The following is a 22,486-nucleotide window of genomic DNA, read 5'->3' on the forward strand; positions in this document are numbered from 1 at the left end:
AAGCCCCGTACACTCATGAGGTTTACAACATGACTATTGGTGTAGTCGGTCGTAAATGCGGTATGACCCGTATTTTCACCGAAGAAGGTGTCTCCATTCCGGTCACGGTCATTGAGATCGAGCCGAATCGCGTCACCCAGTTCAAAACTGAAGAGACCGATGGCTATCGTGCAGTGCAAGTCACTGTCGGCGAGCGTCGTGCTTCGCGTGTAACAGCAGCTCAGGCTGGCCACTTCGCCAAGGCGAACGTTGCCGCTGGTCGTACCGTAATGGAATTCCGTCTTGAAGAAGGCGAGTACCAGGCCGGCGATCTGATCAAAGCCGAAATCTTCGCCGCTGGTCAACTGGTTGATGTAACCGGTCAGTCCAAAGGTAAAGGCTTCCAGGGTACGATCAAGCGTTGGAACTTCCGCGGGCAAGATAACACCCACGGTAACTCCGTATCCCACCGCGTTCCAGGCTCTATCGGCCAGTGCCAGACTCCTGGTCGTGTATTCAAGGGCAAGAAAATGTCCGGTCATATGGGCGCCGAGCGCGTGACCGTACAGTCCCTGGAAGTAGTGCGCGTGGACGCTGAACGCAATCTGTTGTTGGTCAAGGGCGCTGTTCCTGGCGCTACTGGCGGCAACGTGGTTGTACGTCCAGCAGCCAAGGCTCGCGGTTAAGGGGAAGCTGACATGCAATTAAATGTAAATGACGCTCAAGCGATCGAAGTTTCCGAACTGACATTTGGCGGCGAATTCAACGAGACGCTGGTTCACCAAGCAGTCGTGGCCTACATGGCTGGCGGCCGTCAAGGTAGCAAGCAGCAAAAGACCCGTTCCGACGTTTCCGGTGGCGGCAAGCGCCCATGGCGTCAGAAAGGTACTGGCCGTGCTCGTGCCGGTACTATCCGTAGCCCAATCTGGCGTGGCGGCGGTACCACTTTTGCAGCTCGTCCTCAGGACCACTCCCAAAAGCTGAACAAGAAGATGTATCGCGCAGCAATGCGTTCCATCCTTGCTGAGCTGGTGCGTACTGATCGTCTGGTCGTGGTTCAGGATTTCGCTGTTGAAACGCCGAAAACCAAAGACCTGCTGGGCAAACTGAACAACATGAGCCTGACCGACGTTCTGATCGTGTCGGACGCTGTTGATCAGAACCTGTACCTGGCTGCTCGTAACCTGCCGCACGTCGATGTGCGTGATGTGCAAGGTTCCGATCCAGTTAGTCTGATCGCATACGACAAGGTGTTGATCACCGTGTCGGCCGTGAAGAAATTCGAGGAGCTGCTGGGATGAACCAGGAACGCGTATTTAAAGTTCTGCTTGGCCCGCACGTTTCCGAGAAGGCTACGGTTCTGGCAGACAAGAAAGGCCAGTTCGTTTTCAAGGTTGCTACCGACGCAACCAAGCTGGAAATCAAGAAGGCCGTCGAAAGCCTGTTCAGCGTGAAAGTAGAGCGCGTGACTACCCTGAATGTTCTGGGTAAGAGCAAGCGCACCGCTCGCGGTCTGGGCAAGCGTAATGACTGGAAGAAGGCAGTTATCTCCCTTCAGCCAGGCCAAGATCTCGATTTCAGCAGCAGTGCTGAGTAAGGAAGGGGTGCATCATGGCAATCGTTAAATGCAAACCGACTTCCCCTGGCCGCCGTTTTGTGGTCAAGGTGGTCAACCAGGAGCTGCATAAAGGCGCTCCTCACGCACCGCTGCTCGAGAAGAAATCGAAGTCTGGTGGTCGTAACAACAATGGCCGCATTACCACGCGTCACGTGGGTGGTGGTCATAAGCAGCATTATCGTCTGGTCGACTTCCGTCGCAACGACAAGGATGGCATCGCTGCCACCGTCGAGCGTATCGAATACGATCCAAACCGTACTGCTCACATCGCTTTGCTGCTGTACGCAGATGGCGAGCGTCGCTACATCATCGCCCCTAAAGGCGTGAGCGCTGGCGACCAGCTGATCTCTGGTGCTCTGGCGCCGATCAAGCCGGGCAACGCTCTGCAACTGCGCAACATTCCAGTTGGTAGCACCGTACACGGCATCGAATTGAAGCCAGGTAAAGGCGCACAGATCGCTCGTTCCGCTGGTGCCTCGGCTCAGCTGATCGCCCGTGAAGGTGTCTACGTTACCCTGCGTCTGCGTTCCGGTGAGATGCGTAAAGTACTGGCTGAATGCCGTGCGACCTTGGGTGAAGTCTCGAACTCCGAGCACAGCCTGCGTTCGTTGGGTAAAGCTGGTGCCAAACGCTGGCGTGGCGTTCGCCCAACCGTTCGTGGTGTTGCCATGAACCCGGTTGACCACCCACATGGTGGTGGTGAAGGTCGTACCTCTGGTGGTCGTCATCCGGTATCGCCATGGGGCTTCCCGACTAAGGGCGCGAAGACTCGTGGTAATAAGCGTACCGACAAAATGATCGTCCGTCGTCGCAAGTAAATAGAGGGATACGACAGTGCCACGTTCTCTGAAAAAAGGTCCTTTTATTGATCTTCACCTACTGAAGAAGATCGAAGTGGCGGCGGAAAAGAACGATCGCAAACCAGTCAAGACCTGGTCGCGTCGTTCGATGATCCTGCCACAGATGGTCGGTCTGACCATCGCTGTACACAACGGTCGCCAGCACGTCCCGGTTCTCGTGAACGAAGACATGGTCGGCCACAAACTGGGCGAGTTCGCCGGTACCCGCACATACCGTGGGCACGTGGCTGACAAGAAAGCCAAGCGTTAAGGGGTAAGGAAATGGAAGTAGCCGCTAAGTTGTCGGGCGCTCGAATCTCCGCCCAGAAAGCCCGCTTGGTCGCCGACCAGATCCGCGGGAAGAAGGTGGGCGAGGCGCTCAACCTGTTGGCTTTCAGCAGTAAGAAAGCCGCCGAGATCATGAAAAAAGTGCTGGAGTCGGCCGTAGCCAACGCCGAGCATAACGAAGGCGCAGACGTTGATGACCTGAAGGTCAGCACCGTTTTCGTTAACGAAGGGCGTTCGCTGAAGCGCATCATGCCACGTGCCAAAGGCCGTGCTGATCGCATCGTCAAGCGGTCTTGCCATATCACTGTCAAGGTTGCTGACAAGTAACGGAGTCGAAGAGATGGGTCAGAAAGTACATCCCATTGGCATTCGCCTGGGAATCGTCAAGGAGCACACCTCCGTCTGGTACGCAGACGGTCGGACTTATGCGGACTACTTGTTCGCTGATCTGAAGGTGCGTGAGTATCTCCAAGACAAACTAAAAAGCGCGTCCGTAAGCCGTATCGATATCCATCGTCCGGCTCAGACAGCACGTATCACCATCCACACCGCTCGCCCAGGTATCGTTATCGGGAAGAAGGGTGAAGATGTTGAGAAGCTGCGTCAGGACCTGACCAAGCAAATGGGTGTGCCTGTGCACATCAATATCGAAGAGATCCGCAAGCCGGAGCTCGACGGTATGCTGGTTGCGCAGAGCGTAGCTCAGCAGCTGGAGCGTCGCGTAATGTTCCGTCGCGCTATGAAGCGCGCTGTACAGAACGCCATTCGCATTGGTGCCAAAGGCATCAAAATCCAAGTGAGCGGTCGTCTCGGCGGTGCTGAAATTGCACGTACTGAATGGTATCGCGAAGGTCGTGTGCCACTGCACACCCTGCGTGCCGACATCGACTATGCCAACTACGAAGCTCACACCACCTACGGTGTGATCGGTGTAAAGGTTTGGATCTTCAAAGGCGAAGTAATTGGTGGTCGCCAAGAAGAGCTGAAGCCACAAGCACCAGCGCCTCGTAAAAAAGCTGCTAAGTAAGGGGTACGCCAAATGTTGCAACCAAAGCGTACGAAGTTCCGCAAGCAGATGACCGGTCACAACCGTGGCCTGGCACTGCGCGGTAGCAAAGTCAGCTTCGGCGAGTTCGCGCTGAAGTCTGTTGCTCGTGGTCGTCTCACCGCTCGTCAGATCGAATCAGCGCGTCGTGCTCTGACCCGTCACGTAAAACGTGGCGGCAAGATCTGGATCCGTGTATTCCCGGACAAGCCTGTCACCAAGAAGCCACTCGAAGTGCGGATGGGTAAAGGTAAGGGTAACGTGGAATACTGGGTTGCCCAGATTCAGCCAGGCAAAGTCCTGTATGAAATCGAGGGTGTTTCTGAAGAGCTGGCGCGTGAGGCTTTCGCCCTGGCTGCTGCAAAGCTGCCGCTCGCCACCTCCTTTGTTAAACGGACGGTGATGTGATGAAAGCGAATGAACTTCGTGAAAAATCCGCACAGCAGCTGAACGAGCAACTGCTCGGCCTGCTGCGCGACCAGTTCAATCTGCGTATGCAGAAGGCAACTGGCCAGTTGGGGCAGTCTCATCTGCTCTCGCAAGTTAAGCGTGACATCGCTCGCGTGAAAACTGTGCTCAACCAGCAGGCAGGTAAGTAATCATGGCAGAAGCCGAAAAAACTGTCCGTACGCTGACTGGCCGTGTTGTCAGCGACAAGATGGACAAAACCATCACCGTTCTGATCGAGCGTCGCGTAAAGCACCCGATCTACGGTAAATACGTTAAGCGTTCGACTAAGCTGCACGCGCACGACGAAACCAATCAGTGCCACATCGGCGACAAGGTCACTATTCGTGAAACCCGTCCGATGGCCAAGACCAAATCTTGGGCGCTGGTTGATGTTCTCGAACGCGCTGTGGAAGTCTAAGGGCTAGGGGTCGGAGAAATTATATGATTCAGACTCAATCCATGCTTGATGTGGCCGATAACAGCGGCGCTCGCCGCGTTATGTGCATCAAGGTGCTGGGTGGCTCCCATCGTCGTTACGCTGCTATTGGCGACATCATCAAAGTTACCGTCAAGGAAGCAATTCCTCGCGGTAAGGTGAAGAAAGGTCAAGTGATGACTGCTGTTGTAGTCCGCACTCGCCACGGTGTTCGTCGTGCAGACGGCTCCATCATCCGCTTTGATGGCAACGCTGCTGTTCTGCTGAACAACAAGCAAGAGCCAATCGGCACCCGTATCTTTGGGCCAGTGACCCGTGAACTTCGTACTGAGAAGTTCATGAAGATCGTCTCGCTCGCCCCAGAAGTGCTGTAAGGAGATCCGACATGCAAAAGATTCGTCGTGACGACGAGATCATCGTGATCGCCGGCAAAGACAAGGGCAAGCGCGGTAAGGTGCTTAAGGTTCTTGCTGACAACCGTCTGGTTGTTGGTGGTCTGAACCTGGTCAAGCGTCATACCAAGCCTAACCCGATGTCGGGCGTACAGGGCGGTATCGTCGAGAAAGAAGCGCCACTGCACGCTTCCAACGTCGCCATTTTCAACGGCGAAACCAACAAGGCTGACCGTGTTGGTTTCAAAGTAGAAGACGGCAAAAAAATTCGTGTCTTCAAGTCGACCCAAAAAGCGGTTGATGCTTGAACACTGCTAGGTAGAAGACCATGGCACGACTGAAAGAGATTTACCGGAAGGAAATCGCACCGAAGCTTAAGGAAGAACTTAAGCTGGCGAACGTGATGGAAGTTCCGCGCATTACCAAGATCACCCTGAACATGGGTCTGGGCGAAGCGATCGGCGACAAGAAAGTCATCGAGCACGCGGTAGCTGACCTGGAGAAGATCACCGGCCAGAAAGTCGTTGTGACTCACGCTCGCAAATCCATCGCTGGCTTCAAAGTCCGCGAAGGTTGGCCGATCGGTGTCAAAGTGACCCTGCGTCGCGATCGTATGTATGAGTTCCTGGATCGTCTGCTGTCGATCTCCCTGCCTCGGGTTCGCGACTTCCGCGGCCTGAATGCCAAGTCCTTCGATGGTCGTGGCAACTACAGCATGGGCGTGAAAGAGCAGATCATTTTCCCGGAAATCGATTACGACAAGATCGATGCTCTGCGCGGTCTGGACATTACCCTGACCACCACTGCCAAATCGGATGAAGAAGGTCGCGCTCTGCTGCGTGCTTTCAAATTCCCGTTCCGCAACTGATTGGAGTAGGAAAATGGCCAAGAAGAGCATGAAAAACCGTGAGCTGAAGCGTCAGCTCACCGTTGCCAAGTACGCCACCAAGCGTGCAGCGCTGAAAGCTATCATCGTTGATCTGAACGCAAGTCCAGAGGCGCGTTGGGAAGCTACTGTTGCGCTGCAGAAGCAGCCACGTGACGCAAGCGCCTCGCGCATGCGTAACCGCTGCCGCCTGACTGGTCGTCCGCACGGCGTGTACCGCAAGTTCGGCCTGGGCCGTAACATGCTGCGTCAAGCTGCAATGCGTGGTGACGTTCCAGGTCTGGTCAAAGCCAGCTGGTAAGCACTGTCAAAGTCCCGGTGCTCAGGGTCTCAGGATCCTGACCGCCGGTGGCCTTGAAACCGAATCAAGCCCCTTTTGGGGCTTGATTCATTTCTGGGGTGTGTCTAGAATGACCGGCTCGCCTGAGCCCGTGTTTTTCACGCCCGGAGTTTCTCGGCGACACGTAGTAGCCGCAAGGCTAATTTTTTTGCATTAGGAGCGTCTAGCCCATGAGTATGCAGGACCCGTTAGCGGACATGCTAACTCGAATCCGTAATGCCCAGATGGCTGAAAAGTCCGTCGTAAGCATGCCGTCTTCCACGTTGAAGGTGGCTGTAGCAAAAGTCCTGAAGGACGAAGGTTACATCGCGGGTTATCAGATCAGCAGCGAAATCAAGCCTCTGCTGTCCATCGAGCTGAAATACTTCGAAGGCCGTCCGGTCATCGAGGAAGTGAAGCGCGTTAGCCGTCCAGGCCTGCGTCAGTACAAGTCCGTCGAGGAGTTGCCGAAAGTTCGCGGCGGTCTGGGCGTGTCTATCGTCTCCACCAACAAGGGTGTGATGACTGATCGTGCTGCGCGCGCTGCCGGTGTCGGCGGCGAAGTTCTTTGCACTGTGTTCTAAGGGGGGATAAGCATGTCTCGCGTCGCTAAGAACCCCGTTAAGCTGCCAGCCGGTGTCGAAGTCAAATTCGCAGGCCAACAGCTTTCGGTGAAGGGTGCCAAGGGCACTCTTGAACTGAACATCCATTCGTCCGTTGAGATCGTTGAGGAAGCCGGTGAGCTGCGTTTCGCTGCTCGCAATGGCGATCAACAGACTCGCGCAATGGCTGGTACCACTCGTGCGTTGGTAAACAACATGGTCCAAGGCGTAAGCCAGGGCTTCGAGCGCAAGCTCCAGCTGGTCGGTGTTGGTTACAAAGCGCAAGCAAAAGGCTCGGTTCTGAACCTGGCTCTTGGCTTCTCGCACCCTGTGGATTACGAACTGCCGGAAGGCATCACCGCTGAGACCCCTAGCCAGACCGATATCCTGATCAAGGGCATCGACAAGCAGCTGGTAGGTCAAGTGGCCGCCGAGATCCGCGACTTCCGTCCACCAGAGCCGTACAAAGGCAAGGGTGTGCGCTACGCGGACGAAGTCGTCCGTCGTAAAGAAGCCAAGAAGAAGTAGGGCATAGCAAATGACCGACAAAAAAGTTACTCGACTGCGTCGCGCTCGCAAAGCACGCCTGAAAATGCACGAACTCGAAGTCGTGCGTCTCTGCGTGTTCCGCTCTTCGCAGCACATCTACGCCCAGGTCATTTCGGCCGACGGCAACAAAGTCCTGGCAAGTGCCTCGACTTTGGATAAAGAACTGCGTGATGGTGCTACCGGCAACATCGACGCGGCCACTAAGGTTGGCCAGCTGGTCGCTACGCGTGCTAAAGCCGCTGGCGTCTCGCAGGTGGCTTTCGACCGCTCTGGCTTCAAGTACCACGGCCGCGTCAAGGCGCTGGCTGATGCTGCTCGTGAAGCTGGGCTGGAGTTCTAAGTTATGTCCAATAACGACCAAAAGCGCGACGAAGGCTACATCGAGAAGCTGGTTCAAGTTAACCGCGTAGCCAAAACCGTAAAAGGCGGCCGTATCTTCACTTTCACCGCGTTGACCGTGGTGGGTGACGGCAAGGGCCGTGTTGGCTTCGGCCGTGGCAAGTCGCGTGAAGTGCCTGCTGCGATCCAGAAGGCAATGGAAGCTGCTCGCCGCAACATGATCCAGGTTGATCTGAACGGCACCACTCTGCAGTACGCAATGAAGTCCGCCCATGGCGCTTCGAAGGTGTACATGCAGCCTGCTTCTGAAGGTACCGGTATCATCGCCGGCGGCGCCATGCGTGCTGTCCTCGAAGTTGCTGGCGTTCAGAACGTTCTGGCCAAGTGCTACGGCTCGACTAACCCGGTGAACGTGGTTCACGCCACTTTCAAGGGTTTGAAAGCAATGCAGTCTCCTGAATCCATTGCCGCCAAGCGTGGCAAAAGCGTCAAGGAGATCTTCTGATCATGGCTACTGTAAAAGTTACGCTGATCAAAAGCATGAGCGGCCGTATCCCTAGCCACAAACTGTGCGTTAAGGGTCTGGGTCTGCGTCGCATCGGTCACACTGTAGAAGTCCAGGATACTCCCGAAAACCGCGGGATGATCAACAAGGCTTACTACATGCTGCGTGTCGAGGGTTAATCGATGAAACTCAATGATCTGAGTCCAGCGCCGGGTTCCCGTCGCGAAAAGCATCGTCCGGGCCGTGGTATCGGTAGTGGTTTGGGCAAGACTGGTGGCCGTGGTCACAAAGGTCAGACCTCCCGCTCCGGTGGCACCATTGCTCCAGGCTTTGAAGGCGGTCAACAGCCGCTGCATCGTCGCCTGCCGAAGTTCGGTTTCGTTTCCCTGAAGGCCATGGACCGTGCAGAAGTGCGTCTGTCCGAGCTGGCTAAAGTGGACGGCGACATCGTCACCGTGCAGTCCCTGAAGGATGCCAACGTGATCAATCAGAACGTTCAGCGTGTGAAAATCATGCTGTCGGGCGAAGTTGCTCGTGCTGTCACCATCGGAAAGGGAATCGGCGCCACCAAAGGTGCGCGTGCGGCTATCGAAGCAGCTGGCGGCAAGTTCGAGGAATAAATGGCTAAGCAAGGTGCTCTCTCTGCGCTCGGCAAAGGCGGTATGTCTGAACTCTGGGCTCGTCTGCGTTTTCTGTTCCTGGCGATTATCGTCTACCGAATAGGCGCACACATCCCGGTTCCAGGTATCAACCCGGACCGACTCGCAGACCTGTTTCGACAGAATGAGGGGACCATTCTTAGCTTGTTCAACATGTTTTCCGGCGGCGCGCTGGAGCGGATGAGTATCTTTGCACTGGGGATCATGCCGTACATCTCGGCATCGATCATCATGCAGCTGATGACCGCTGTCAGCCCGCAGCTGGAGCAGTTGAAGAAGGAAGGTGAAGCTGGCCGTCGCAAGATCAGCCAGTACACCCGCTACGGCACTGTCGTCCTCGCTCTTGTCCAGGCCATTGGCATGTCCATCGGTCTGGCAGGGCAGGGCGTTTCGTTCACTGCTGACTTCAGCTTCTATTTCGTTGCGGTAACCACTTTCGTGGCGGGCGCGATGTTCATGATGTGGCTGGGTGAGCAGATTACTGAGCGTGGTGTTGGCAACGGTATCTCGATGTTGATCTTCGCAGGTATCGTTGCCGGTCTTCCGAGAGCGATCGGGCAGTCTTTCGAGTCTGCGCGTCAGGGTGATATCAATATTTTCGCTCTGGTTGCCATCGGTTTGCTGGCAGTAGCGATTATCGGTTTCGTGGTGTTCATCGAGCGTGGTCAGCGTCGTATTGCTGTTCACTACGCCAAGCGTCAGCAGGGCCGCAAGGTGTTTGCTGCGCAGACGAGCCACTTGCCGTTGAAGGTGAACATGGCTGGTGTTATTCCGGCTATTTTCGCGAGCAGCATCTTGCTGTTCCCGGCTTCGTTGGGCGCCTGGTTCGGCCAGTCTGAAGGTATGGGCTGGTTGCAGGATCTCTCGCAGTCGATCGCTCCTGGTCAGCCGTTGAATATTCTGCTGTTTAGTGCAGGGATTATTTTCTTCTGCTTCTTCTATACGGCGTTGATGTTCAATCCGAAAGACGTAGCGGAAAACCTGAAGAAGTCCGGTGCCTTTATTCCGGGTATCCGTCCTGGTGAGCAGTCGGCGCGCTACATTGATGGCGTTCTGACCCGTTTGACCATGTTCGGTGCTCTTTACATGACGGCCGTCTGCCTGTTGCCCCAGTTTCTGGTGGTTGCGGCAAACGTACCGTTCTACCTTGGCGGGACCTCGTTGCTGATCGTGGTCGTGGTTGTGATGGACTTCATGTCCCAAGTACAATCGCACCTCGTTTCGCACCAGTACGAATCCCTGATGAAGAAAGCCAACCTGAAGGGCTACGGCAGCGGCATGTTGCGCTGAGTAGCGTCCATAAGGTTCGAGGAGTTGGTGATGAAAGTTCGTGCATCGGTGAAAAAGCTGTGCCGTAACTGCAAGATTATTCGCCGCGAAGGTGTTGTTCGAGTAATTTGCAGCGCGGAACCGCGTCACAAACAGCGCCAAGGCTGAGTGTGATTGTGCTTTAAGCCCGGCAGCTAGTGCGCTGCCGGGTTGATTATTTGTTATTACAGCGATATTATCTCGCGCCCTATTTCTTGGCTTCCGGGGCGTAGGTAGCTGTCAATTGGAGTCCCACTGAATGGCCCGTATTGCAGGCGTCAACATTCCAGATAACAAGCATACTGTTATCTCGCTGACCTACATCTATGGTGTTGGTCGCACTACTGCACAGAAAATCTGTGCAGACGCTGGGGTCAACCCAGCTGCAAAGATCAAAGATCTGAGCGACGAGCAAATTGAACAGCTGCGTGGCGAAGTGGCGAAGTTCACCACTGAAGGTGACCTGCGTCGCGAAACCAACATGAAAATCAAGCGCTTGATGGACCTCGGTTGCTATCGCGGTCTGCGTCATCGTCGTGGTCTGCCAGTACGCGGTCAGCGTACCAAGACCAACGCGCGTACCCGTAAAGGGCCGCGTAAGCCGATCCGCAAGTAATCGCCCCAGCGAATCGACAGGAATTTAATCATGGCAAAACCTGCTGCTCGTCCTCGTAAAAAAGTTAAAAAGACAGTGGTTGATGGCATCGCCCACATCCATGCTTCTTTTAACAACACCATCGTGACCATTACCGACCGTCAAGGTAACGCTCTTTCCTGGGCTACCTCCGGTGGTTCGGGTTTCCGCGGTTCCCGCAAGTCCACCCCGTTCGCTGCTCAAGTAGCTGCTGAGCGTGCTGGTCAAGCTGCGCTGGAATACGGCCTGAAAAACCTCGACGTCAACGTCAAGGGCCCAGGTCCAGGTCGTGAATCTGCAGTCCGTGCTTTGAACGGCTGCGGCTACAAGATCGCCAGCATCACCGACGTGACGCCAATCCCGCACAACGGGTGCCGTCCGCCGAAGAAGCGCCGCGTGTAATCCAGGAGATTGTAAAGAATGGCTCGTTACATTGGTCCAAAATGCAAACTCGCTCGTCGCGAGGGCACTGATCTCTTCCTGAAGAGCGGCGTGCGCGCGATCGAATCGAAGTGCAACATCGAAGCAGCACCTGGTATCCACGGCCAGCGCCGCGGTCGCCAGTCCGATTACGGCACCCAACTGCGTGAAAAGCAGAAGGTCCGTCGTATCTACGGCGTTCTCGAGCGTCAGTTCAGCGGCTACTACAAAGAAGCTGCTGGCAAGAAAGGCGCAACCGGTGAAAACCTGTTGCAACTGCTCGAATGCCGTCTGGACAACGTTGTATACCGTATGGGCTTTGGCTCGACTCGTGCCGAATCCCGTCAGCTGGTATCGCACAAATCGATCAGCGTTAACGGTCAGACCGTGAACGTTCCGTCCTACCAGGTTCGTGCTGGTGACGTGGTTGCTGTTCGCGAGAAAGCAAAAAATCAACTTCGCATTGTCCAAGCTCTCGATCTGTGTGCCCAACGTGGCCGCGTAGAATGGGTAGAAGTAGACACTGAGAAGAAGTCGGGCGTTTTCAAGAACGTTCCAGCTCGCAGTGATCTGTCCGCCGACATCAACGAAAGCCTGATTGTCGAGCTCTACTCCAAGTAAGGGCTAGAAAATAGGTGCATCCATGCAGAGTTCGGTAAATGATTTCCTGACACCCCGCCATATTGATGTGCAGGTTGTCAGTCCAACCCGAGCCAAAATCACTCTCGAGCCTCTCGAGCGCGGTTTTGGCCACACCCTGGGCAACGCGCTGCGCCGCATCCTGTTGTCCTCAATGCCCGGCTGTGCAGTAGTCGAGGCCGAGATTGACGGTGTACTCCATGAGTACAGCGCCATCGAAGGCGTACAGGAAGATGTCATTGAAATCCTGTTGAACCTTAAAGGCCTGGCTATCAAGCTGCACGGTCGTGACGAAGTTACGCTGACCTTGTCGAAGAAGGGTTCGGGGGTGGTTACCGCTGCCGATATTCAGCTGGATCATGATGTCGAGATCGTTAACCCCGATCACGTAATCGCTAACCTGGCGTCTAACGGCGCCCTGAACATGAAGCTCACCGTAGCTCGTGGTCGTGGTTATGAGCCGGCAGACTCGCGTCAGAGCGATGAAGATGAAAGCCGCAGCATCGGTCGCTTGCAGCTTGATTCTTCGTTCAGCCCGGTTCGCCGTATCGCATACGTGGTGGAAAACGCCCGTGTCGAGCAGCGTACCAACCTGGACAAGCTGGTTATTGATCTGGAAACCAACGGTACCCTGGATCCTGAAGAGGCTATCCGTCGTGCTGCAACCATCCTGCAACAGCAGTTGGCTGCGTTCGTCGACCTCAAGGGTGACAGTGAGCCAGTGGTTGTCGAGCAGGAAGACGAGATCGATCCGATCCTGCTTCGCCCGGTTGACGATCTGGAACTGACTGTACGTTCGGCTAACTGCCTTAAGGCGGAAAACATCTACTACATCGGCGACCTGATTCAGCGTACCGAAGTAGAGCTGTTGAAGACTCCGAACCTGGGCAAGAAATCCTTGACTGAAATCAAGGACGTTCTGGCCTCCCGCGGTCTGTCCCTCGGCATGCGCCTCGACAACTGGCCGCCTGCAAGTCTTAAGAAGGACGACAAGGCGACTGCCTGATCGTCGTAATCACCGAACGTAGTGTTTGGTAAGGAATGAACCATGCGTCATCGTAAAAGTGGTCGTCACCTGAGCCGCACCAGCTCGCACCGCAAGGCCATGTTCCAAAACATGGCGGTGTCGCTGTTCGAGCACGAGTTGATCAAAACTACACTGCCAAAAGCCAAAGAACTGCGCCGCGTTGCCGAGCCGCTGATCACTCTGGCCAAGACAGACAGCCTGGCTAACCGCCGCCTGGCTTTCGACCGTACTCGTTCGAAAGCTATCGTTGGTAAGCTCTTCAACGACCTGGGCAAGCGTTACGCTACCCGTGAGGGTGGCTACCTGCGCATCCTCAAGTGCGGTTTCCGCGCTGGCGACAACGCGCCTATGGCGTACGTCGAGTTGGTTGATCGTGCTATCGGCGGTGAAGCTGTATCCGCTGAGTAAGACGGCAACATAGAAAAAACCGGGCCTCGTGCCCGGTTTTTTTATGTCCATAAAAAACTGGGACCCGCTGTTGCGCCTGGCTTCGTTATGGCAAGTCGGGAACAGTAGATAATGACTATCGATGCCCATGATTTAATGAATTTGGATACTGTAACTAACATGATCAATACTCCTTTCCAGCCGATTAGCCGGCAGTTCGATGACCGACCGAGGAAGATTGAGCATGAGCCAGATCAAAACGCTTACAACCGCAAGCGGCGCTCCTGTCGCCGATAACCAGAACTCTCGCTCCGCCGGCCCTCGTGGTCCGTTGCTGCTCGATGACTTCCACCTCATCGAGAAGCTTGCTCATTTCAACCGCGAGAACATCCCTGAGCGCCGTGTCCACGCCAAAGGCTCGGGCGCCTACGGTACTTTCACCGTAACCCGGGACATCACCCGATACACCAGCGCCAAGTTGTTCGAGTCGGTAGGTAAGCAAACGCCAACGTTCCTGCGATTCTCCACCGTGGGCGGTGAGCGCGGCTCTGCCGACACCGAGCGGGATCCGCGCGGTTTCGCCCTGAAGTTCTACACCGAAGAAGGTAACTGGGACATCGTCGGCAACAACACGCCGGTATTCTTCATTCGCGATCCACTGAAATTCCCGGATTTCATCCACACCCAGAAACGTCTGCCGCAAAGCAACCTGAAAAGCGCCCAGGCAATGTGGGATTTCTGGTCGCATTCACCCGAAGCATTGCATCAGGTCACCATTCTGTTCTCTGATCGCGGTATTCCGGACGGCTACCGTCATATGCACGGCTTTGGCAGCCACACCTACAGCCTGATCAATGCTCAAGGTGAACGTCATTGGGTGAAATGGCACTACAAGACCAAGCAGGGCATCAAGAACTTGTCGCCGGCCGAGGCTGCGCGCCTGGCGGGTACTGATCCGGACTACGCCCAGCGTGACCTGTTCAACGCCATTGAGCGCGGTGATTTCCCGAAATGGAGCGTTTGCATCCAGATCATGACCGAAGCCCAGGCCGCGGCTCATTACGAGAACCCGTTCGACGTGACCAAAACCTGGTCGCAGAAAGAGTTCCCATTGATCGAAGTGGGCGAGCTTGAGCTCAACCGCAACCCGCTGAACTACTTTGCGGAAGTCGAACAGGCAGCGTTCGGGCCTAGCAACATGGTGCCAGGCGTAGGTCTTTCGCCAGACCGCATGCTGCAAGGGCGGGTATTCGCTTACGCCGATGCGCACCGCTACCGTGTCGGCACCAATCACCAGCAATTGCCGGTGAATGCACCACGTAGCCCGGTCAACACCTACCAGCGTGACGGCGCCATGGCTTTTGGCAGTAACGGCGGTGCGGCACCGAACTACGAGCCCAACAGCTACGTAGAGGCGCCGAAGCAGGCCCCACGTTACGCCGAGCCGGCACTGGCGCTGAATGGAGCAGCTGATCGTTACGATCATCGTGAAGATACCGATTACTACAGCCACGCAGGTGCGCTGTTCCGGCTGATGAACGATGAGCAGAAGGCCCTGCTGATCAGCAACATCGCCGGTGCGATGGCCGGTGTCTCGGCAGATGTCGTGGATCGTCAGCTGCAGCACTTCTTCAAGGCTGATGCCGCTTACGGTGAAGGTATCGCAAAAGCTTTGGGTGTACAGCTTAACTAAGTCTAAACGAGAAGCAGAACCGCCCTCATTTGGGCGGTTTTTGCGTTATTTGTCCTGCTTTTCTCGGATTTTCTTTGCTTTTCTTGCGATGAACGAGTGACCTTGCAGTCAGCATGGTTCAAACTAGAGCCTTTCAAAGCTTGTGGAGATGTAGGGCGATGCAAGGTCACCCAGACGTAATCGATTACCTCAACACGTTGCTGACCGGTGAGCTGGCAGCCCGTGACCAATATTTCATCCACTCGCGGATGTACGAAGATTGGGGGTTTACCGAACTCTACGAACGTATCAACCATGAGATGGAAGAAGAGACTCAGCACGCCGATGCGCTGATGCGTCGGATTCTGATGCTCGAAGGCACTCCGCGGATGCGCCCGGATGACCTGGACATCGGCACGACTGTGCCCGATATGCTGGCAGCCGACTTGCGCCTGGAATACAAGGTCCGCGCTGCACTGTGCAAAGGCATCGAGCTGTGCGAGCAGCACAACGACTACGTGACCCGCGAGATCCTGCGCGTTCAGCTCAACGACACTGAAGAAGACCATACCTACTGGCTTGAGAAGCAGTTGGGTCTGATCAAATTGGTCGGGTTGGAGAATTACCTGCAATCGCAGTGCTGATCGGGATTCTCCAGAAAAACAAAAGCCCCTGTCATCGATGAGATGGCAGGGGCTTTTTCATGCCCGGAATGAATCAGTCCCGGTCACGCTCCAGCAATGGCTTGAGGTAATGGCCGGTATGGGACTGCTTCATCTCGGCCACCTGTTCAGGTGTACCGACGGCGATGATCTGCCCACCCTTGGAACCACCTTCCGGCCCCAGGTCCACCAGCCAGTCGGCGGTCTTGATCACGTCCAGGTTGTGTTCGATCACCACCACGGTGTTGCCATGGTCGCGAAGGCGATGTAGCACGTCGAGCAGTTGTTGGATATCGGCGAAATGCAGTCCTGTGGTCGGCTCGTCGAGGATGTACAGGGTCTTGCCGGTGTCACGCTTGGACAGCTCGCGGGACAGCTTGACCCGTTGGGCTTCACCTCCGGAGAGAGTCGTCGCCGACTGCCCGAGCTTGATGTAGGAAAGCCCGACATCCATCAGCGTCTGGAGCTTGCGCGCCAGGGCAGGCACCGCGTCGAAGAATTCCCGGGCCTCTTCGATGGTCATCTCGAGGGTTTCGTGGATGTTCTTGCCCTTGTACTTGATCTCCAGGGTTTCGCGGTTGTAGCGCTTGCTCTTGCACACGTCGCACGGCACGTAGATATCCGGCAGGAAGTGCATTTCCACCTTGATCAGACCGTCGCCCTGGCAGGCCTCGCAGCGCCCGCCCTTGACGTTGAACGAGAACCGACCCGGGCCGTAGCCACGGGAGCGGGACTCCGGTACGCCGGCGAACAGTTCGCGGATCGGCGTGAACAACCCGGTATAAGTCGCCGGGTTGGAGCGCGGCGTACGGCCGATCGGGCTCTGGTCGATGTCGACCACCTTGTCCAGATGCTCCAGCCCCTTGATGCTGTCGTGGGGGGCGGCTTCCAGGGTGGTGGCACCGTTCAGGGCCGTGGCGCTGAGGGGAAACAGGGTGTTGTTGATCAGGGTTGATTTGCCGGAGCCGGAGACACCTGTGACACAGGTCAGCAGGCCGATCGGAATCTCCAGATCGACGTTGCGCAGGTTGTTGCCTCGCGCGCCCTTGAGCGTGAGAGACAGTTTCTTGTTGCGGGGCGTGCGTTTGGCCGGGACCTTGATCTTCACACGGCCCGACAGGTACTTGCCGGTGAGGGAGTCTGGATGCGCCATGACTTCGGCAGCGGTGCCTTGGGCGACGATGTTTCCGCCATGCACGCCGGCACCCGGACCGATATCCACCACGTAGTCCGCCAGGCGGATCGCATCTTCGTCGTGCTCGACCACGATCACCGTGTTGCCGATGTCCCTCAGGTGCTTGAGGGTCCCGAGCAGCCGGTCGTTATCCCGTTGATGCAGGCCGATGGACGGTTCGTCGAGGATGTACATCACTCCCACCAGGCCGGCACCGATCTGGCTGGCCAGGCGAATACGCTGGGCTTCGCCGCCGGACAGCGTGTCCGCGCTCCGATCCAGGGTCAGGTAATCCAGGCCCACGTTCACCAGGAATTGCAGACGTTCGCAGATCTCCTTGAGGATCTTGTCGGCAATTTCACCCCGGCGACCGGTCAGTTTAAGACCGTCGAAATAATGGGTGGCGTCGCCGATCGGCAGACTGGTCACCGCCGGCAGGGTCTTTTCGCCAACCCAAACGTGTCGTGCTTCGCGACGCAAGCGGGTGCCACGACAATCGGGGCAGGGCTGGGTACTGAGGAACTTGGCCAGTTCCTCCCGTACGCTCGCCGATTCGGTCTCACGGTAGCGCCGCTCAAGGTTCGGTACGATGCCTTCGAACGGGTGGGAGCGTTTGACGATGTCGCCGCGGTCGTTCAGGTACTTGAAATCGACATTCTGCGAACCGCTGCCGTGCAGGATGTACTTCTGTTGTTCGGCGGGCAGTTCGTTGAAAGGTTTGTCCAGGCTGAACCTGTAGTGGGCCGCCAGCGACCCGAGCATCTGGAAATAGTAGACGTTACGCCGGTCCCAGCCGCGAATCGCGCCTTCGGCCAGGGTCAGTTCGCCATTGACCAGACGTTTGGTGTCGAAGAACTGCTTGACCCCCAGGCCGTCGCAGGTGGGGCAGGCGCCGGCCGGGTTGTTGAAGGAGAAAAGCTTGGGTTCCAGCTCGCTGATGGCATGGCCGCAGACCGGGCAGGCGAAGCGTGCCGAGAAAATGATTTCTTCCCCGGGTTCGTCGTCCATCGGCGCTACCAGAGCGATGCCGTCGGCCAGCTTCAGGGCTGTCTCGAAGGATTCGGCCAGGCGTTGCTGCAGGTCGGGGCGCACCTTGAAGCGGTCCACCACGACATCAATGGAGTGTTTCTTCTGTTTATCCAGCTTCGGCAGTTCGTCCAGCTCGCACAGCTTGCCGTTGACCCTGGCACGCACGAAGCCCTGAGCGCGCAACTCTTCGAAGACCAGCAGGTGCTCGCCTTTGCGCTCACGGACGACGGGTGCCAGCAGCATCAACTTGCTGCCTTCAGGCTGGGCCAGCACCAGGTCGACCATCTGGCTGACGGTCTGGGCTTCCAGGGGAATGTCGTGGTCAGGGCAGCGGGGGGTCCCGACCCGCGCATACAACAGGCGCAGGTAGTCGTAGATCTCGGTGATGGTGCCGACCGTCGACCGCGGGTTATGGGAGGTCGATTTCTGTTCGATGGAAATCGCCGGCGACAGGCCTTCGATGGTATCGACGTCGGGTTTTTCCATCATCGACAGGAACTGCCGGGCGTAGGCCGACAACGATTCGACATAGCGTCGCTGGCCTTCGGCGTACAGGGTGTCGAAAGCCAGGGATGATTTGCCGGATCCGGACAGGCCGGTGATGACGATCAGCTTGTCCCGCGGCAGGGTCAGGTCGATGTTCTTCAGGTTGTGGGTACGGGCCCCACGAATCAGGATCTTGTCCAAAGTGGCCTCGCTCGGCGGGCGTCGAAAACGTAGGAGTATACGGGTAAATACTGGATGGATACACACTATTGGAAGTGAGTTTTCAGCCATACATGAAGACTGCGCGGCAAACGGTCGCCATATACCCCCTCAATCGATGGGACTGGTAGAATCGCCGCCGGTTCACACGAGGTTTTTCCATGCACGATCCCCACAGCGAACGCATGAGTAGCGGCGAGACGCGAGCAGCAAGCGGTCTGGCCCTGGTGTTCGCCTTCCGTATGCTGGGCATGTTCATGGTGTTGCCGGTACTGGCCACCTACGGCATGGACCTGGCGGGCGCGACGCCGGCCCTCATCGGGTTGGCGATTGGCGCTTATGGCCTGACCCAGGCCATTTTCCAGATCCCGTTCGGGATCATTTCCGACCGTATCGGCCGGCGTCCCGTCATCTACCTCGGGCTGATCGTCTTTGCCCTGGGCAGTGTCCTGGCGGCCGGTGCCGATTCCATCTGGGGTGTGGTCGCCGGACGGATCCTGCAGGGTGCCGGGGCGATTTCTGCCGCCGTCATGGCCTTGCTGTCGGACCTGACCCGTGAACAGCATCGCACCAAGGCCATGGCCATGATCGGCATGACCATTGGCTTGTCGTTCGCCGTCGCCATGGTGGTCGGCCCCTTGCTGACCCGTGCCTTCGGTTTGTCGGGCCTGTTCCTGGCGACTGGCGCCATGGCGCTGCTGGGGATCCTGATCGTGGCGTTCGTGGTGCCGCGCTCTACCGGGCCGTTGCAACATCGTGAATCCGGCGTGGCTCGCCAGGCGTTGATCCCGACGCTCAAGCACCCCGACCTGCTGCGCCTGGACCTGGGCATCTTCGTCCTTCACGCCATGCTGATGTCCAGTTTCGTTGCCCTGCCGCTGGCCCTGGTCGAGAAGGCCGGCTTGCCCAAGGAGCAGCACTGGTGGGTGTACCTGACCGCCCTGTTGATTTCGTTCTTCGCCATGATTCCCTTCATCATCTATGGCGAGAAACGACGCAAAATGAAACGAGTTTTGCTCGGCGCCGTCGTGACGCTGATGCTCACTGAGCTATTCTTCTGGCAGTTCGGTGATAGCCTGCGGGCCCTGGTAATCGGGACTGTGGTGTTCTTCACCGCGTTCAATCTGCTGGAGGCATCGCTGCCGTCGCTGATCAGCAAGGTTTCACCGGCGGGCGGCAAGGGCACGGCCATGGGGGTTTATTCCACCAGCCAGTTCCTGGGTTCGGCGTTGGGTGGGATCCTCGGCGGCTGGCTGTTCCAGCATGGCGGTTTGTCGGTTGTGTTCCTGGGATGCGCCGCGTTGGCTGCACTTTGGCTGGTCTTTGCTGTTACCATGCGCGAACCTCCGTATGTGACGAGCCTGCGCTTGCCGTTGTCGCCCGAAGCCATCCGCGAAGCAGGCCTGGCCGAGCGCCTCAGGGCCGTCGTGGGAGTAACCGATGCAGTGGTGGTCGCCGACGAAGCGGCCGTATATATCAAACTGGACACCGAATTATTGGATCGTGCGACGCTCGAGCGCCTGGTGAACAACCCGGCACCGACCGCGTGCGAAGCCTAGGAGAACGTTATGGCCCGTGGGGTTAACAAAGTCATATTGGTCGGTACTTGCGGCCAGGATCCCGAGGTTCGCTACCTGCCTAACGGCAACGCCGTGACCAATCTGAGTCTGGCGACCAGCGAACAGTGGACCGACAAGCAGACTGGCCAGAAGGTCGAGAAGACCGAATGGCACCGCGTGTCGATGTTCGGCAAGGTGGCCGAGATCGCCGGCGAATACCTGCGCAAGGGTTCACAGGTGTACATCGAGGGCAAGCTGCAGACCCGCGAGTGGGAAAAGGACGGTATCAAGCGTTACACCACCGAAATCATCGTCGACATGCAAGGCACCATGCAGTTGCTGGGCGGCCGTCCGCAAGGCGATCAGCAGCAAGGCGGTAACAACTACCAGCAGTCCGCGCCTCGTCAGCAGGCACCGCGTCCGCAGTCGGCGCCTCAGCCGCAACGCGAACGCCCGGCTCCGCAACAGGCCGCGCCGCAACCGGCTCCGGATTTCGACAGCTTCGATGACGATATTCCGTTCTAAGAGCAGCTGAAAGCTCCAAGCCGCAAGCTTCAAGCTCAAGAAAAAACCGCGCATCGTTCCGAGCGCGGTTTTTTTTCGCTTGCAGGTTGTAGCTAGGCTGCTTATAGCCGGCTGCCGAGAAATTCCTCGGTACTCACCACACTCGCATACGCAAACCTCAGTGCCGCCATGAAGGCCGCATGCACCTGGGCGGCCGGGACGACCACACCGTTGAACTCCAGGTCCAGCGTGGCGCAAGCATCGTGGATCACCGTGACCCCATAGCCCAGGTCCGCCGCCGCACGGGTGATACCGTCGACGCACATATGGCTCATGCTGCCGACGATGACCAGTTGTTCGATACCGTGCTGGTCGAGGAGGGCTTGCAGCTCGGTTTCACGGAACGAATTGACATAGTGCTTGAGCACCACCGGCTCATCGGCGCGGTTGAGCACCTTGGGATGCAACTTCGCGCCTTCGGAGCCCGGCGTGAAGAACGGTGCCTCCTCGGATGTGAATTCGTGGCGAATATGCACCACGTGGTTGCCGGCCTGGCGAAAGGCTTCAATGATCCGGGCGGCGTTGTCGGCGGCGGCTTCGGCGCCGACCAGTGGCCATTTTCCCTGGGGGAAGTAGTCGTTCTGGATATCGACTACGATGAGCGCTTGCTTGGACATGAGGCTTCCTCTATCAGGTTGGGAGTGAGGTCATCATCGGCGTTTGCGGTGGGATCGAGGATTGGCCGCAACGACAATTAGCGGGGAAAAACTGACAATGACGCAGCAAAGGGCAGTCGCCGAGCTCGGGGTGCTGATTTACCCCGGCGCGCAACTGGCGGCGGTGCACGGGTTGACCGATCTGTTTGCCGTGGCGGAACGGATCGCAGGCGAGCATGCCTCCGCGCAACTGCCGCGGCTGCGGGTGAGCCACTGGCGGGCCGAGAACGGTGAGACGCCGGAGCGGGTGTTCGACAGCGGCCCGGGAACGGCAGAAAAATTGACTGCGTTGCTGATTCCGCCGTCCCTGGCCGGCTTCAGCGAGGGTCAGGCCCCACGGGCGCTGATGCAATGGCTGCGGGCCCAGCATGCCAGCGGTACGGTATTGGGCGGGGTTTGCGTCGGTTCGATCCTGCTGGCCGAAAGCGGCTTGCTCGATGGGCGTAGCGCCACCACCCATTGGACGTCGGCCAAGTCCTTCGCCGACCGTTACCCGAATGTCAGGCTTCACGCGGACAAACCCATCGTCGACGACGGCGATTTGATCACCACCGCCGGCCTGATGGCCTGGTCGGAACTGGGGCTGCGGCTGGTGGATCGCCTGCTTGGCCCGAGCATCGCCACGCGCACTGCTCAGTTTCTGGTCGTTGAGCACAGCGACAGCGCCAGCCAGTGCGGCAGCAATTTCGCACCGATCCTCGGGCATGGGGATGCGGCCATCCTCAAGGTCCAGCACTGGTTGCAAGGCAGCGGTGCGGTAGACGTGTCCCTTGGCACGATGGCCGAGCGGGCGGGGCTGGAAGAGCGCACGTTCCTGCGCCGGTTCCGTGCGGCCACCGGGCTCAAGCCCACCGAGTACTGCCAGCATCTGCGGGTCGGCAAGGCCCGGGAGATGTTGGAGTTCACCAATGGCACCATCGACCACATCGCCTGGACGGTCGGCTACCAGGACCCGAGCGCCTTTCGGACGACGTTCAAGAAAATTACCGGGCTGACACCGAGCGATTACCGGGCGCGGTTTGGGGTGAGTCCACCAAGCGCCTCAAAACAGTAGCGCCCTCGCCACAGGATGTCCGAGGTAAACATCGTGCAATTTGCGGGATGAGCTGAGCCGGTCGTGCAGAATGAAACAGGCCAGGCGCCA

Annotated in this window: 34 protein-coding genes; 32 read left to right on the top strand and 2 right to left on the bottom strand. The window is 57.4% G+C overall.

Annotation, left to right across the window (positions count from 1 at the left end; genetic code table 11):
• The first annotated feature begins 29 nt into the window (after positions 1-29).
• The 29 genes from rplC to bfr all read left to right on the top strand — a co-directional run bounded on the left by rplC (position 30) and on the right by bfr (position 15,637).
• A complete protein-coding gene (gene rplC, locus EGM97_RS24235; protein WP_053151955.1) occupies positions 30-665 on the top strand; it encodes a 50S ribosomal protein L3 in 636 nt (211 codons plus the stop codon).
• A 12-nt stretch (positions 666-677) separates the two neighbouring features.
• Positions 678-1,280, top strand: coding sequence for a 50S ribosomal protein L4 (gene rplD / locus EGM97_RS24240; protein ID WP_007924200.1), 603 nt, complete (start codon positions 678-680; stop codon positions 1,278-1,280).
• Positions 1,277-1,576: a 50S ribosomal protein L23 gene (rplW, locus tag EGM97_RS24245; RefSeq protein WP_002555488.1), complete on the top strand. Its 300-nt coding sequence runs from the start codon at positions 1,277-1,279 to the stop codon at positions 1,574-1,576. The genes rplD and rplW overlap by 4 nt, the downstream gene beginning before the upstream one ends.
• Positions 1,577-1,590: 14 nt before the next feature.
• Positions 1,591-2,415, top strand: coding sequence for a 50S ribosomal protein L2 (gene rplB, locus EGM97_RS24250; protein ID WP_053151953.1), 825 nt, complete (start codon positions 1,591-1,593; stop codon positions 2,413-2,415).
• 16 nt (positions 2,416-2,431) lie between these two features.
• Complete coding sequence (rpsS, locus tag EGM97_RS24255; RefSeq protein ID WP_002555486.1) at positions 2,432-2,707, top strand: 30S ribosomal protein S19; 276 nt, start codon at positions 2,432-2,434, stop codon at positions 2,705-2,707.
• Positions 2,708-2,718: 11 nt separating this feature from the next.
• Complete coding sequence (gene rplV / locus EGM97_RS24260; RefSeq protein ID WP_003103908.1) at positions 2,719-3,051, top strand: 50S ribosomal protein L22; 333 nt, start codon at positions 2,719-2,721, stop codon at positions 3,049-3,051.
• A gap of 13 nt (positions 3,052-3,064) precedes the next feature.
• Complete coding sequence (gene rpsC / locus EGM97_RS24265; RefSeq protein ID WP_024778328.1) at positions 3,065-3,751, top strand: 30S ribosomal protein S3; 687 nt, start codon at positions 3,065-3,067, stop codon at positions 3,749-3,751.
• Between the two features lie 12 nt (positions 3,752-3,763).
• Entirely contained in the window at positions 3,764-4,177 is a 414-nt protein-coding gene (gene rplP, locus EGM97_RS24270; protein ID WP_003186052.1) for a 50S ribosomal protein L16, read from the top strand.
• Positions 4,177-4,368 carry a 50S ribosomal protein L29 gene (gene rpmC, locus EGM97_RS24275; protein WP_002555481.1) on the top strand — a complete coding sequence of 64 codons (192 nt, stop codon included), beginning with the start codon at positions 4,177-4,179 and terminating at the stop codon, positions 4,366-4,368. Before rplP ends, rpmC begins: the two co-directional genes overlap by 1 nt.
• A gap of 2 nt (positions 4,369-4,370) precedes the next feature.
• On the top strand, positions 4,371-4,637 hold the full coding sequence (gene rpsQ / locus EGM97_RS24280) for a 30S ribosomal protein S17 (RefSeq protein ID WP_003194644.1): 267 nt from the start codon (positions 4,371-4,373) through the stop codon (positions 4,635-4,637).
• A gap of 23 nt (positions 4,638-4,660) precedes the next feature.
• Entirely contained in the window at positions 4,661-5,029 is a 369-nt protein-coding gene (gene rplN / locus EGM97_RS24285; protein ID WP_024778329.1) for a 50S ribosomal protein L14, read from the top strand.
• Positions 5,030-5,040: 11 nt separating this feature from the next.
• Positions 5,041-5,355, top strand: a complete 315-nt coding sequence (rplX, locus tag EGM97_RS24290; RefSeq protein WP_003186046.1) for a 50S ribosomal protein L24 — start codon at positions 5,041-5,043, stop codon at positions 5,353-5,355.
• A gap of 20 nt (positions 5,356-5,375) precedes the next feature.
• Positions 5,376-5,915, top strand: coding sequence for a 50S ribosomal protein L5 (rplE, locus tag EGM97_RS24295; protein WP_017123249.1), 540 nt, complete (start codon positions 5,376-5,378; stop codon positions 5,913-5,915).
• A 13-nt stretch (positions 5,916-5,928) separates the two neighbouring features.
• Entirely contained in the window at positions 5,929-6,234 is a 306-nt protein-coding gene (gene rpsN, locus EGM97_RS24300; protein ID WP_003186042.1) for a 30S ribosomal protein S14, read from the top strand.
• A gap of 209 nt (positions 6,235-6,443) precedes the next feature.
• Positions 6,444-6,836, top strand: a complete 393-nt coding sequence (gene rpsH, locus EGM97_RS24305; protein ID WP_011063773.1) for a 30S ribosomal protein S8 — start codon at positions 6,444-6,446, stop codon at positions 6,834-6,836.
• 12 nt (positions 6,837-6,848) lie between these two features.
• Positions 6,849-7,382: a 50S ribosomal protein L6 gene (gene rplF / locus EGM97_RS24310; protein WP_024077677.1), complete on the top strand. Its 534-nt coding sequence runs from the start codon at positions 6,849-6,851 to the stop codon at positions 7,380-7,382.
• Positions 7,383-7,392: 10 nt separating this feature from the next.
• Positions 7,393-7,743 carry a 50S ribosomal protein L18 gene (gene rplR, locus EGM97_RS24315; RefSeq protein ID WP_003186037.1) on the top strand — a complete coding sequence of 117 codons (351 nt, stop codon included), beginning with the start codon at positions 7,393-7,395 and terminating at the stop codon, positions 7,741-7,743.
• Between the two features lie 3 nt (positions 7,744-7,746).
• Positions 7,747-8,247: a 30S ribosomal protein S5 gene (gene rpsE, locus EGM97_RS24320; RefSeq protein ID WP_003186035.1), complete on the top strand. Its 501-nt coding sequence runs from the start codon at positions 7,747-7,749 to the stop codon at positions 8,245-8,247.
• Between the two features lie 2 nt (positions 8,248-8,249).
• Positions 8,250-8,426 (top strand): 50S ribosomal protein L30, encoded by a 177-nt coding sequence (gene rpmD / locus EGM97_RS24325; protein ID WP_238963876.1) that lies wholly within the window; start codon positions 8,250-8,252, stop codon positions 8,424-8,426.
• Positions 8,427-8,429: 3 nt separating this feature from the next.
• Positions 8,430-8,867, top strand: coding sequence for a 50S ribosomal protein L15 (rplO, locus tag EGM97_RS24330; RefSeq protein WP_003186032.1), 438 nt, complete (start codon positions 8,430-8,432; stop codon positions 8,865-8,867).
• Positions 8,868-10,196 (top strand): preprotein translocase subunit SecY, encoded by a 1,329-nt coding sequence (secY, locus tag EGM97_RS24335; protein ID WP_053151951.1) that lies wholly within the window; start codon positions 8,868-8,870, stop codon positions 10,194-10,196.
• A gap of 30 nt (positions 10,197-10,226) precedes the next feature.
• Positions 10,227-10,343 (top strand): 50S ribosomal protein L36, encoded by a 117-nt coding sequence (gene rpmJ, locus EGM97_RS24340; RefSeq protein ID WP_002555468.1) that lies wholly within the window; start codon positions 10,227-10,229, stop codon positions 10,341-10,343.
• A 130-nt stretch (positions 10,344-10,473) separates the two neighbouring features.
• Positions 10,474-10,830 (top strand): 30S ribosomal protein S13, encoded by a 357-nt coding sequence (gene rpsM / locus EGM97_RS24345; RefSeq protein WP_053151949.1) that lies wholly within the window; start codon positions 10,474-10,476, stop codon positions 10,828-10,830.
• 30 nt (positions 10,831-10,860) lie between these two features.
• A complete protein-coding gene (gene rpsK, locus EGM97_RS24350) occupies positions 10,861-11,250 on the top strand; it encodes a 30S ribosomal protein S11 (RefSeq protein ID WP_002555466.1) in 390 nt (129 codons plus the stop codon).
• Between the two features lie 18 nt (positions 11,251-11,268).
• Positions 11,269-11,889, top strand: coding sequence for a 30S ribosomal protein S4 (gene rpsD / locus EGM97_RS24355; protein WP_003176404.1), 621 nt, complete (start codon positions 11,269-11,271; stop codon positions 11,887-11,889).
• 22 nt (positions 11,890-11,911) lie between these two features.
• Positions 11,912-12,913: a DNA-directed RNA polymerase subunit alpha gene (locus EGM97_RS24360; RefSeq protein WP_053151947.1), complete on the top strand. Its 1,002-nt coding sequence runs from the start codon at positions 11,912-11,914 to the stop codon at positions 12,911-12,913.
• Positions 12,914-12,955: 42 nt separating this feature from the next.
• Positions 12,956-13,342: a 50S ribosomal protein L17 gene (gene rplQ, locus EGM97_RS24365; protein ID WP_238963869.1), complete on the top strand. Its 387-nt coding sequence runs from the start codon at positions 12,956-12,958 to the stop codon at positions 13,340-13,342.
• 223 nt (positions 13,343-13,565) lie between these two features.
• Positions 13,566-15,014: a catalase gene (locus tag EGM97_RS24370; RefSeq protein ID WP_238963867.1), complete on the top strand. Its 1,449-nt coding sequence runs from the start codon at positions 13,566-13,568 to the stop codon at positions 15,012-15,014.
• A 158-nt stretch (positions 15,015-15,172) separates the two neighbouring features.
• The gene (gene bfr, locus EGM97_RS24375; protein WP_053151943.1) at positions 15,173-15,637 is read left to right on the top strand and encodes a bacterioferritin; all 465 of its coding nucleotides are present in this window, start codon (positions 15,173-15,175) and stop codon (positions 15,635-15,637) included.
• A 73-nt stretch (positions 15,638-15,710) separates the two neighbouring features.
• Here bfr and uvrA read toward each other — a convergent pair whose 3' ends face one another.
• Positions 15,711-18,545, bottom strand: coding sequence for an excinuclease ABC subunit UvrA (uvrA, locus tag EGM97_RS24380; RefSeq protein ID WP_238963865.1), 2,835 nt, complete (start codon positions 18,543-18,545; stop codon positions 15,711-15,713).
• A 179-nt stretch (positions 18,546-18,724) separates the two neighbouring features.
• Between uvrA and EGM97_RS24385 the strand changes: the two genes are divergently transcribed.
• Entirely contained in the window at positions 18,725-20,122 is a 1,398-nt protein-coding gene (locus EGM97_RS24385; protein ID WP_238963863.1) for an MFS transporter, read from the top strand.
• A gap of 9 nt (positions 20,123-20,131) precedes the next feature.
• A complete protein-coding gene (locus EGM97_RS24390; protein ID WP_053151937.1) occupies positions 20,132-20,647 on the top strand; it encodes a single-stranded DNA-binding protein in 516 nt (171 codons plus the stop codon).
• Positions 20,648-20,748: 101 nt separating this feature from the next.
• On the opposite strand, the gene EGM97_RS24395 is transcribed toward EGM97_RS24390, so the two are convergent.
• Positions 20,749-21,303 carry a cysteine hydrolase family protein gene (locus tag EGM97_RS24395; protein WP_238963861.1) on the bottom strand — a complete coding sequence of 185 codons (555 nt, stop codon included), beginning with the start codon at positions 21,301-21,303 and terminating at the stop codon, positions 20,749-20,751.
• Positions 21,304-21,400: 97 nt separating this feature from the next.
• Here EGM97_RS24395 and EGM97_RS24400 point away from each other — a divergent pair, with 97 nt between their 5' ends.
• On the top strand, positions 21,401-22,396 hold the full coding sequence (locus tag EGM97_RS24400) for a GlxA family transcriptional regulator (protein ID WP_238963859.1): 996 nt from the start codon (positions 21,401-21,403) through the stop codon (positions 22,394-22,396).
• The last annotated feature ends 90 nt before the right edge of the window (positions 22,397-22,486 follow it).

It is taken from the genome of Pseudomonas sp. AF32 (assembly GCF_022342325.2).
GTDB lineage: Bacteria > Pseudomonadota > Gammaproteobacteria > Pseudomonadales > Pseudomonadaceae > Aquipseudomonas > Aquipseudomonas uvaldensis.

Coding starts and splice junctions, on each gene's coding strand:
- rplC (WP_053151955.1), top strand. CDS start 30: ATGACTATTGGTGTAGTCGGTCGTAAATGCGGTATGACCCGTATTTTC.
- rplD (WP_007924200.1), top strand. CDS start 678: ATGCAATTAAATGTAAATGACGCTCAAGCGATCGAAGTTTCCGAACTG.
- rplW (WP_002555488.1), top strand. CDS start 1,277: ATGAACCAGGAACGCGTATTTAAAGTTCTGCTTGGCCCGCACGTTTCC.
- rplB (WP_053151953.1), top strand. CDS start 1,591: ATGGCAATCGTTAAATGCAAACCGACTTCCCCTGGCCGCCGTTTTGTG.
- rplV (WP_003103908.1), top strand. CDS start 2,719: ATGGAAGTAGCCGCTAAGTTGTCGGGCGCTCGAATCTCCGCCCAGAAA.
- rpsC (WP_024778328.1), top strand. CDS start 3,065: ATGGGTCAGAAAGTACATCCCATTGGCATTCGCCTGGGAATCGTCAAG.
- rplP (WP_003186052.1), top strand. CDS start 3,764: ATGTTGCAACCAAAGCGTACGAAGTTCCGCAAGCAGATGACCGGTCAC.
- rpmC (WP_002555481.1), top strand. CDS start 4,177: ATGAAAGCGAATGAACTTCGTGAAAAATCCGCACAGCAGCTGAACGAG.
- rpsQ (WP_003194644.1), top strand. CDS start 4,371: ATGGCAGAAGCCGAAAAAACTGTCCGTACGCTGACTGGCCGTGTTGTC.
- rplN (WP_024778329.1), top strand. CDS start 4,661: ATGATTCAGACTCAATCCATGCTTGATGTGGCCGATAACAGCGGCGCT.
- rplX (WP_003186046.1), top strand. CDS start 5,041: ATGCAAAAGATTCGTCGTGACGACGAGATCATCGTGATCGCCGGCAAA.
- rplE (WP_017123249.1), top strand. CDS start 5,376: ATGGCACGACTGAAAGAGATTTACCGGAAGGAAATCGCACCGAAGCTT.
- rpsN (WP_003186042.1), top strand. CDS start 5,929: ATGGCCAAGAAGAGCATGAAAAACCGTGAGCTGAAGCGTCAGCTCACC.
- rpsH (WP_011063773.1), top strand. CDS start 6,444: ATGAGTATGCAGGACCCGTTAGCGGACATGCTAACTCGAATCCGTAAT.
- rplF (WP_024077677.1), top strand. CDS start 6,849: ATGTCTCGCGTCGCTAAGAACCCCGTTAAGCTGCCAGCCGGTGTCGAA.
- rplR (WP_003186037.1), top strand. CDS start 7,393: ATGACCGACAAAAAAGTTACTCGACTGCGTCGCGCTCGCAAAGCACGC.
- rpsE (WP_003186035.1), top strand. CDS start 7,747: ATGTCCAATAACGACCAAAAGCGCGACGAAGGCTACATCGAGAAGCTG.
- rpmD (WP_238963876.1), top strand. CDS start 8,250: ATGGCTACTGTAAAAGTTACGCTGATCAAAAGCATGAGCGGCCGTATC.
- rplO (WP_003186032.1), top strand. CDS start 8,430: ATGAAACTCAATGATCTGAGTCCAGCGCCGGGTTCCCGTCGCGAAAAG.
- secY (WP_053151951.1), top strand. CDS start 8,868: ATGGCTAAGCAAGGTGCTCTCTCTGCGCTCGGCAAAGGCGGTATGTCT.
- rpmJ (WP_002555468.1), top strand. CDS start 10,227: ATGAAAGTTCGTGCATCGGTGAAAAAGCTGTGCCGTAACTGCAAGATT.
- rpsM (WP_053151949.1), top strand. CDS start 10,474: ATGGCCCGTATTGCAGGCGTCAACATTCCAGATAACAAGCATACTGTT.
- rpsK (WP_002555466.1), top strand. CDS start 10,861: ATGGCAAAACCTGCTGCTCGTCCTCGTAAAAAAGTTAAAAAGACAGTG.
- rpsD (WP_003176404.1), top strand. CDS start 11,269: ATGGCTCGTTACATTGGTCCAAAATGCAAACTCGCTCGTCGCGAGGGC.
- EGM97_RS24360 (WP_053151947.1), top strand. CDS start 11,912: ATGCAGAGTTCGGTAAATGATTTCCTGACACCCCGCCATATTGATGTG.
- rplQ (WP_238963869.1), top strand. CDS start 12,956: ATGCGTCATCGTAAAAGTGGTCGTCACCTGAGCCGCACCAGCTCGCAC.
- EGM97_RS24370 (WP_238963867.1), top strand. CDS start 13,566: ATGAGCCAGATCAAAACGCTTACAACCGCAAGCGGCGCTCCTGTCGCC.
- bfr (WP_053151943.1), top strand. CDS start 15,173: ATGCAAGGTCACCCAGACGTAATCGATTACCTCAACACGTTGCTGACC.
- EGM97_RS24385 (WP_238963863.1), top strand. CDS start 18,725: ATGCACGATCCCCACAGCGAACGCATGAGTAGCGGCGAGACGCGAGCA.
- EGM97_RS24390 (WP_053151937.1), top strand. CDS start 20,132: ATGGCCCGTGGGGTTAACAAAGTCATATTGGTCGGTACTTGCGGCCAG.
- EGM97_RS24395 (WP_238963861.1), bottom strand. CDS start 21,303: ATGTCCAAGCAAGCGCTCATCGTAGTCGATATCCAGAACGACTACTTC.
- EGM97_RS24400 (WP_238963859.1), top strand. CDS start 21,401: ATGACGCAGCAAAGGGCAGTCGCCGAGCTCGGGGTGCTGATTTACCCC.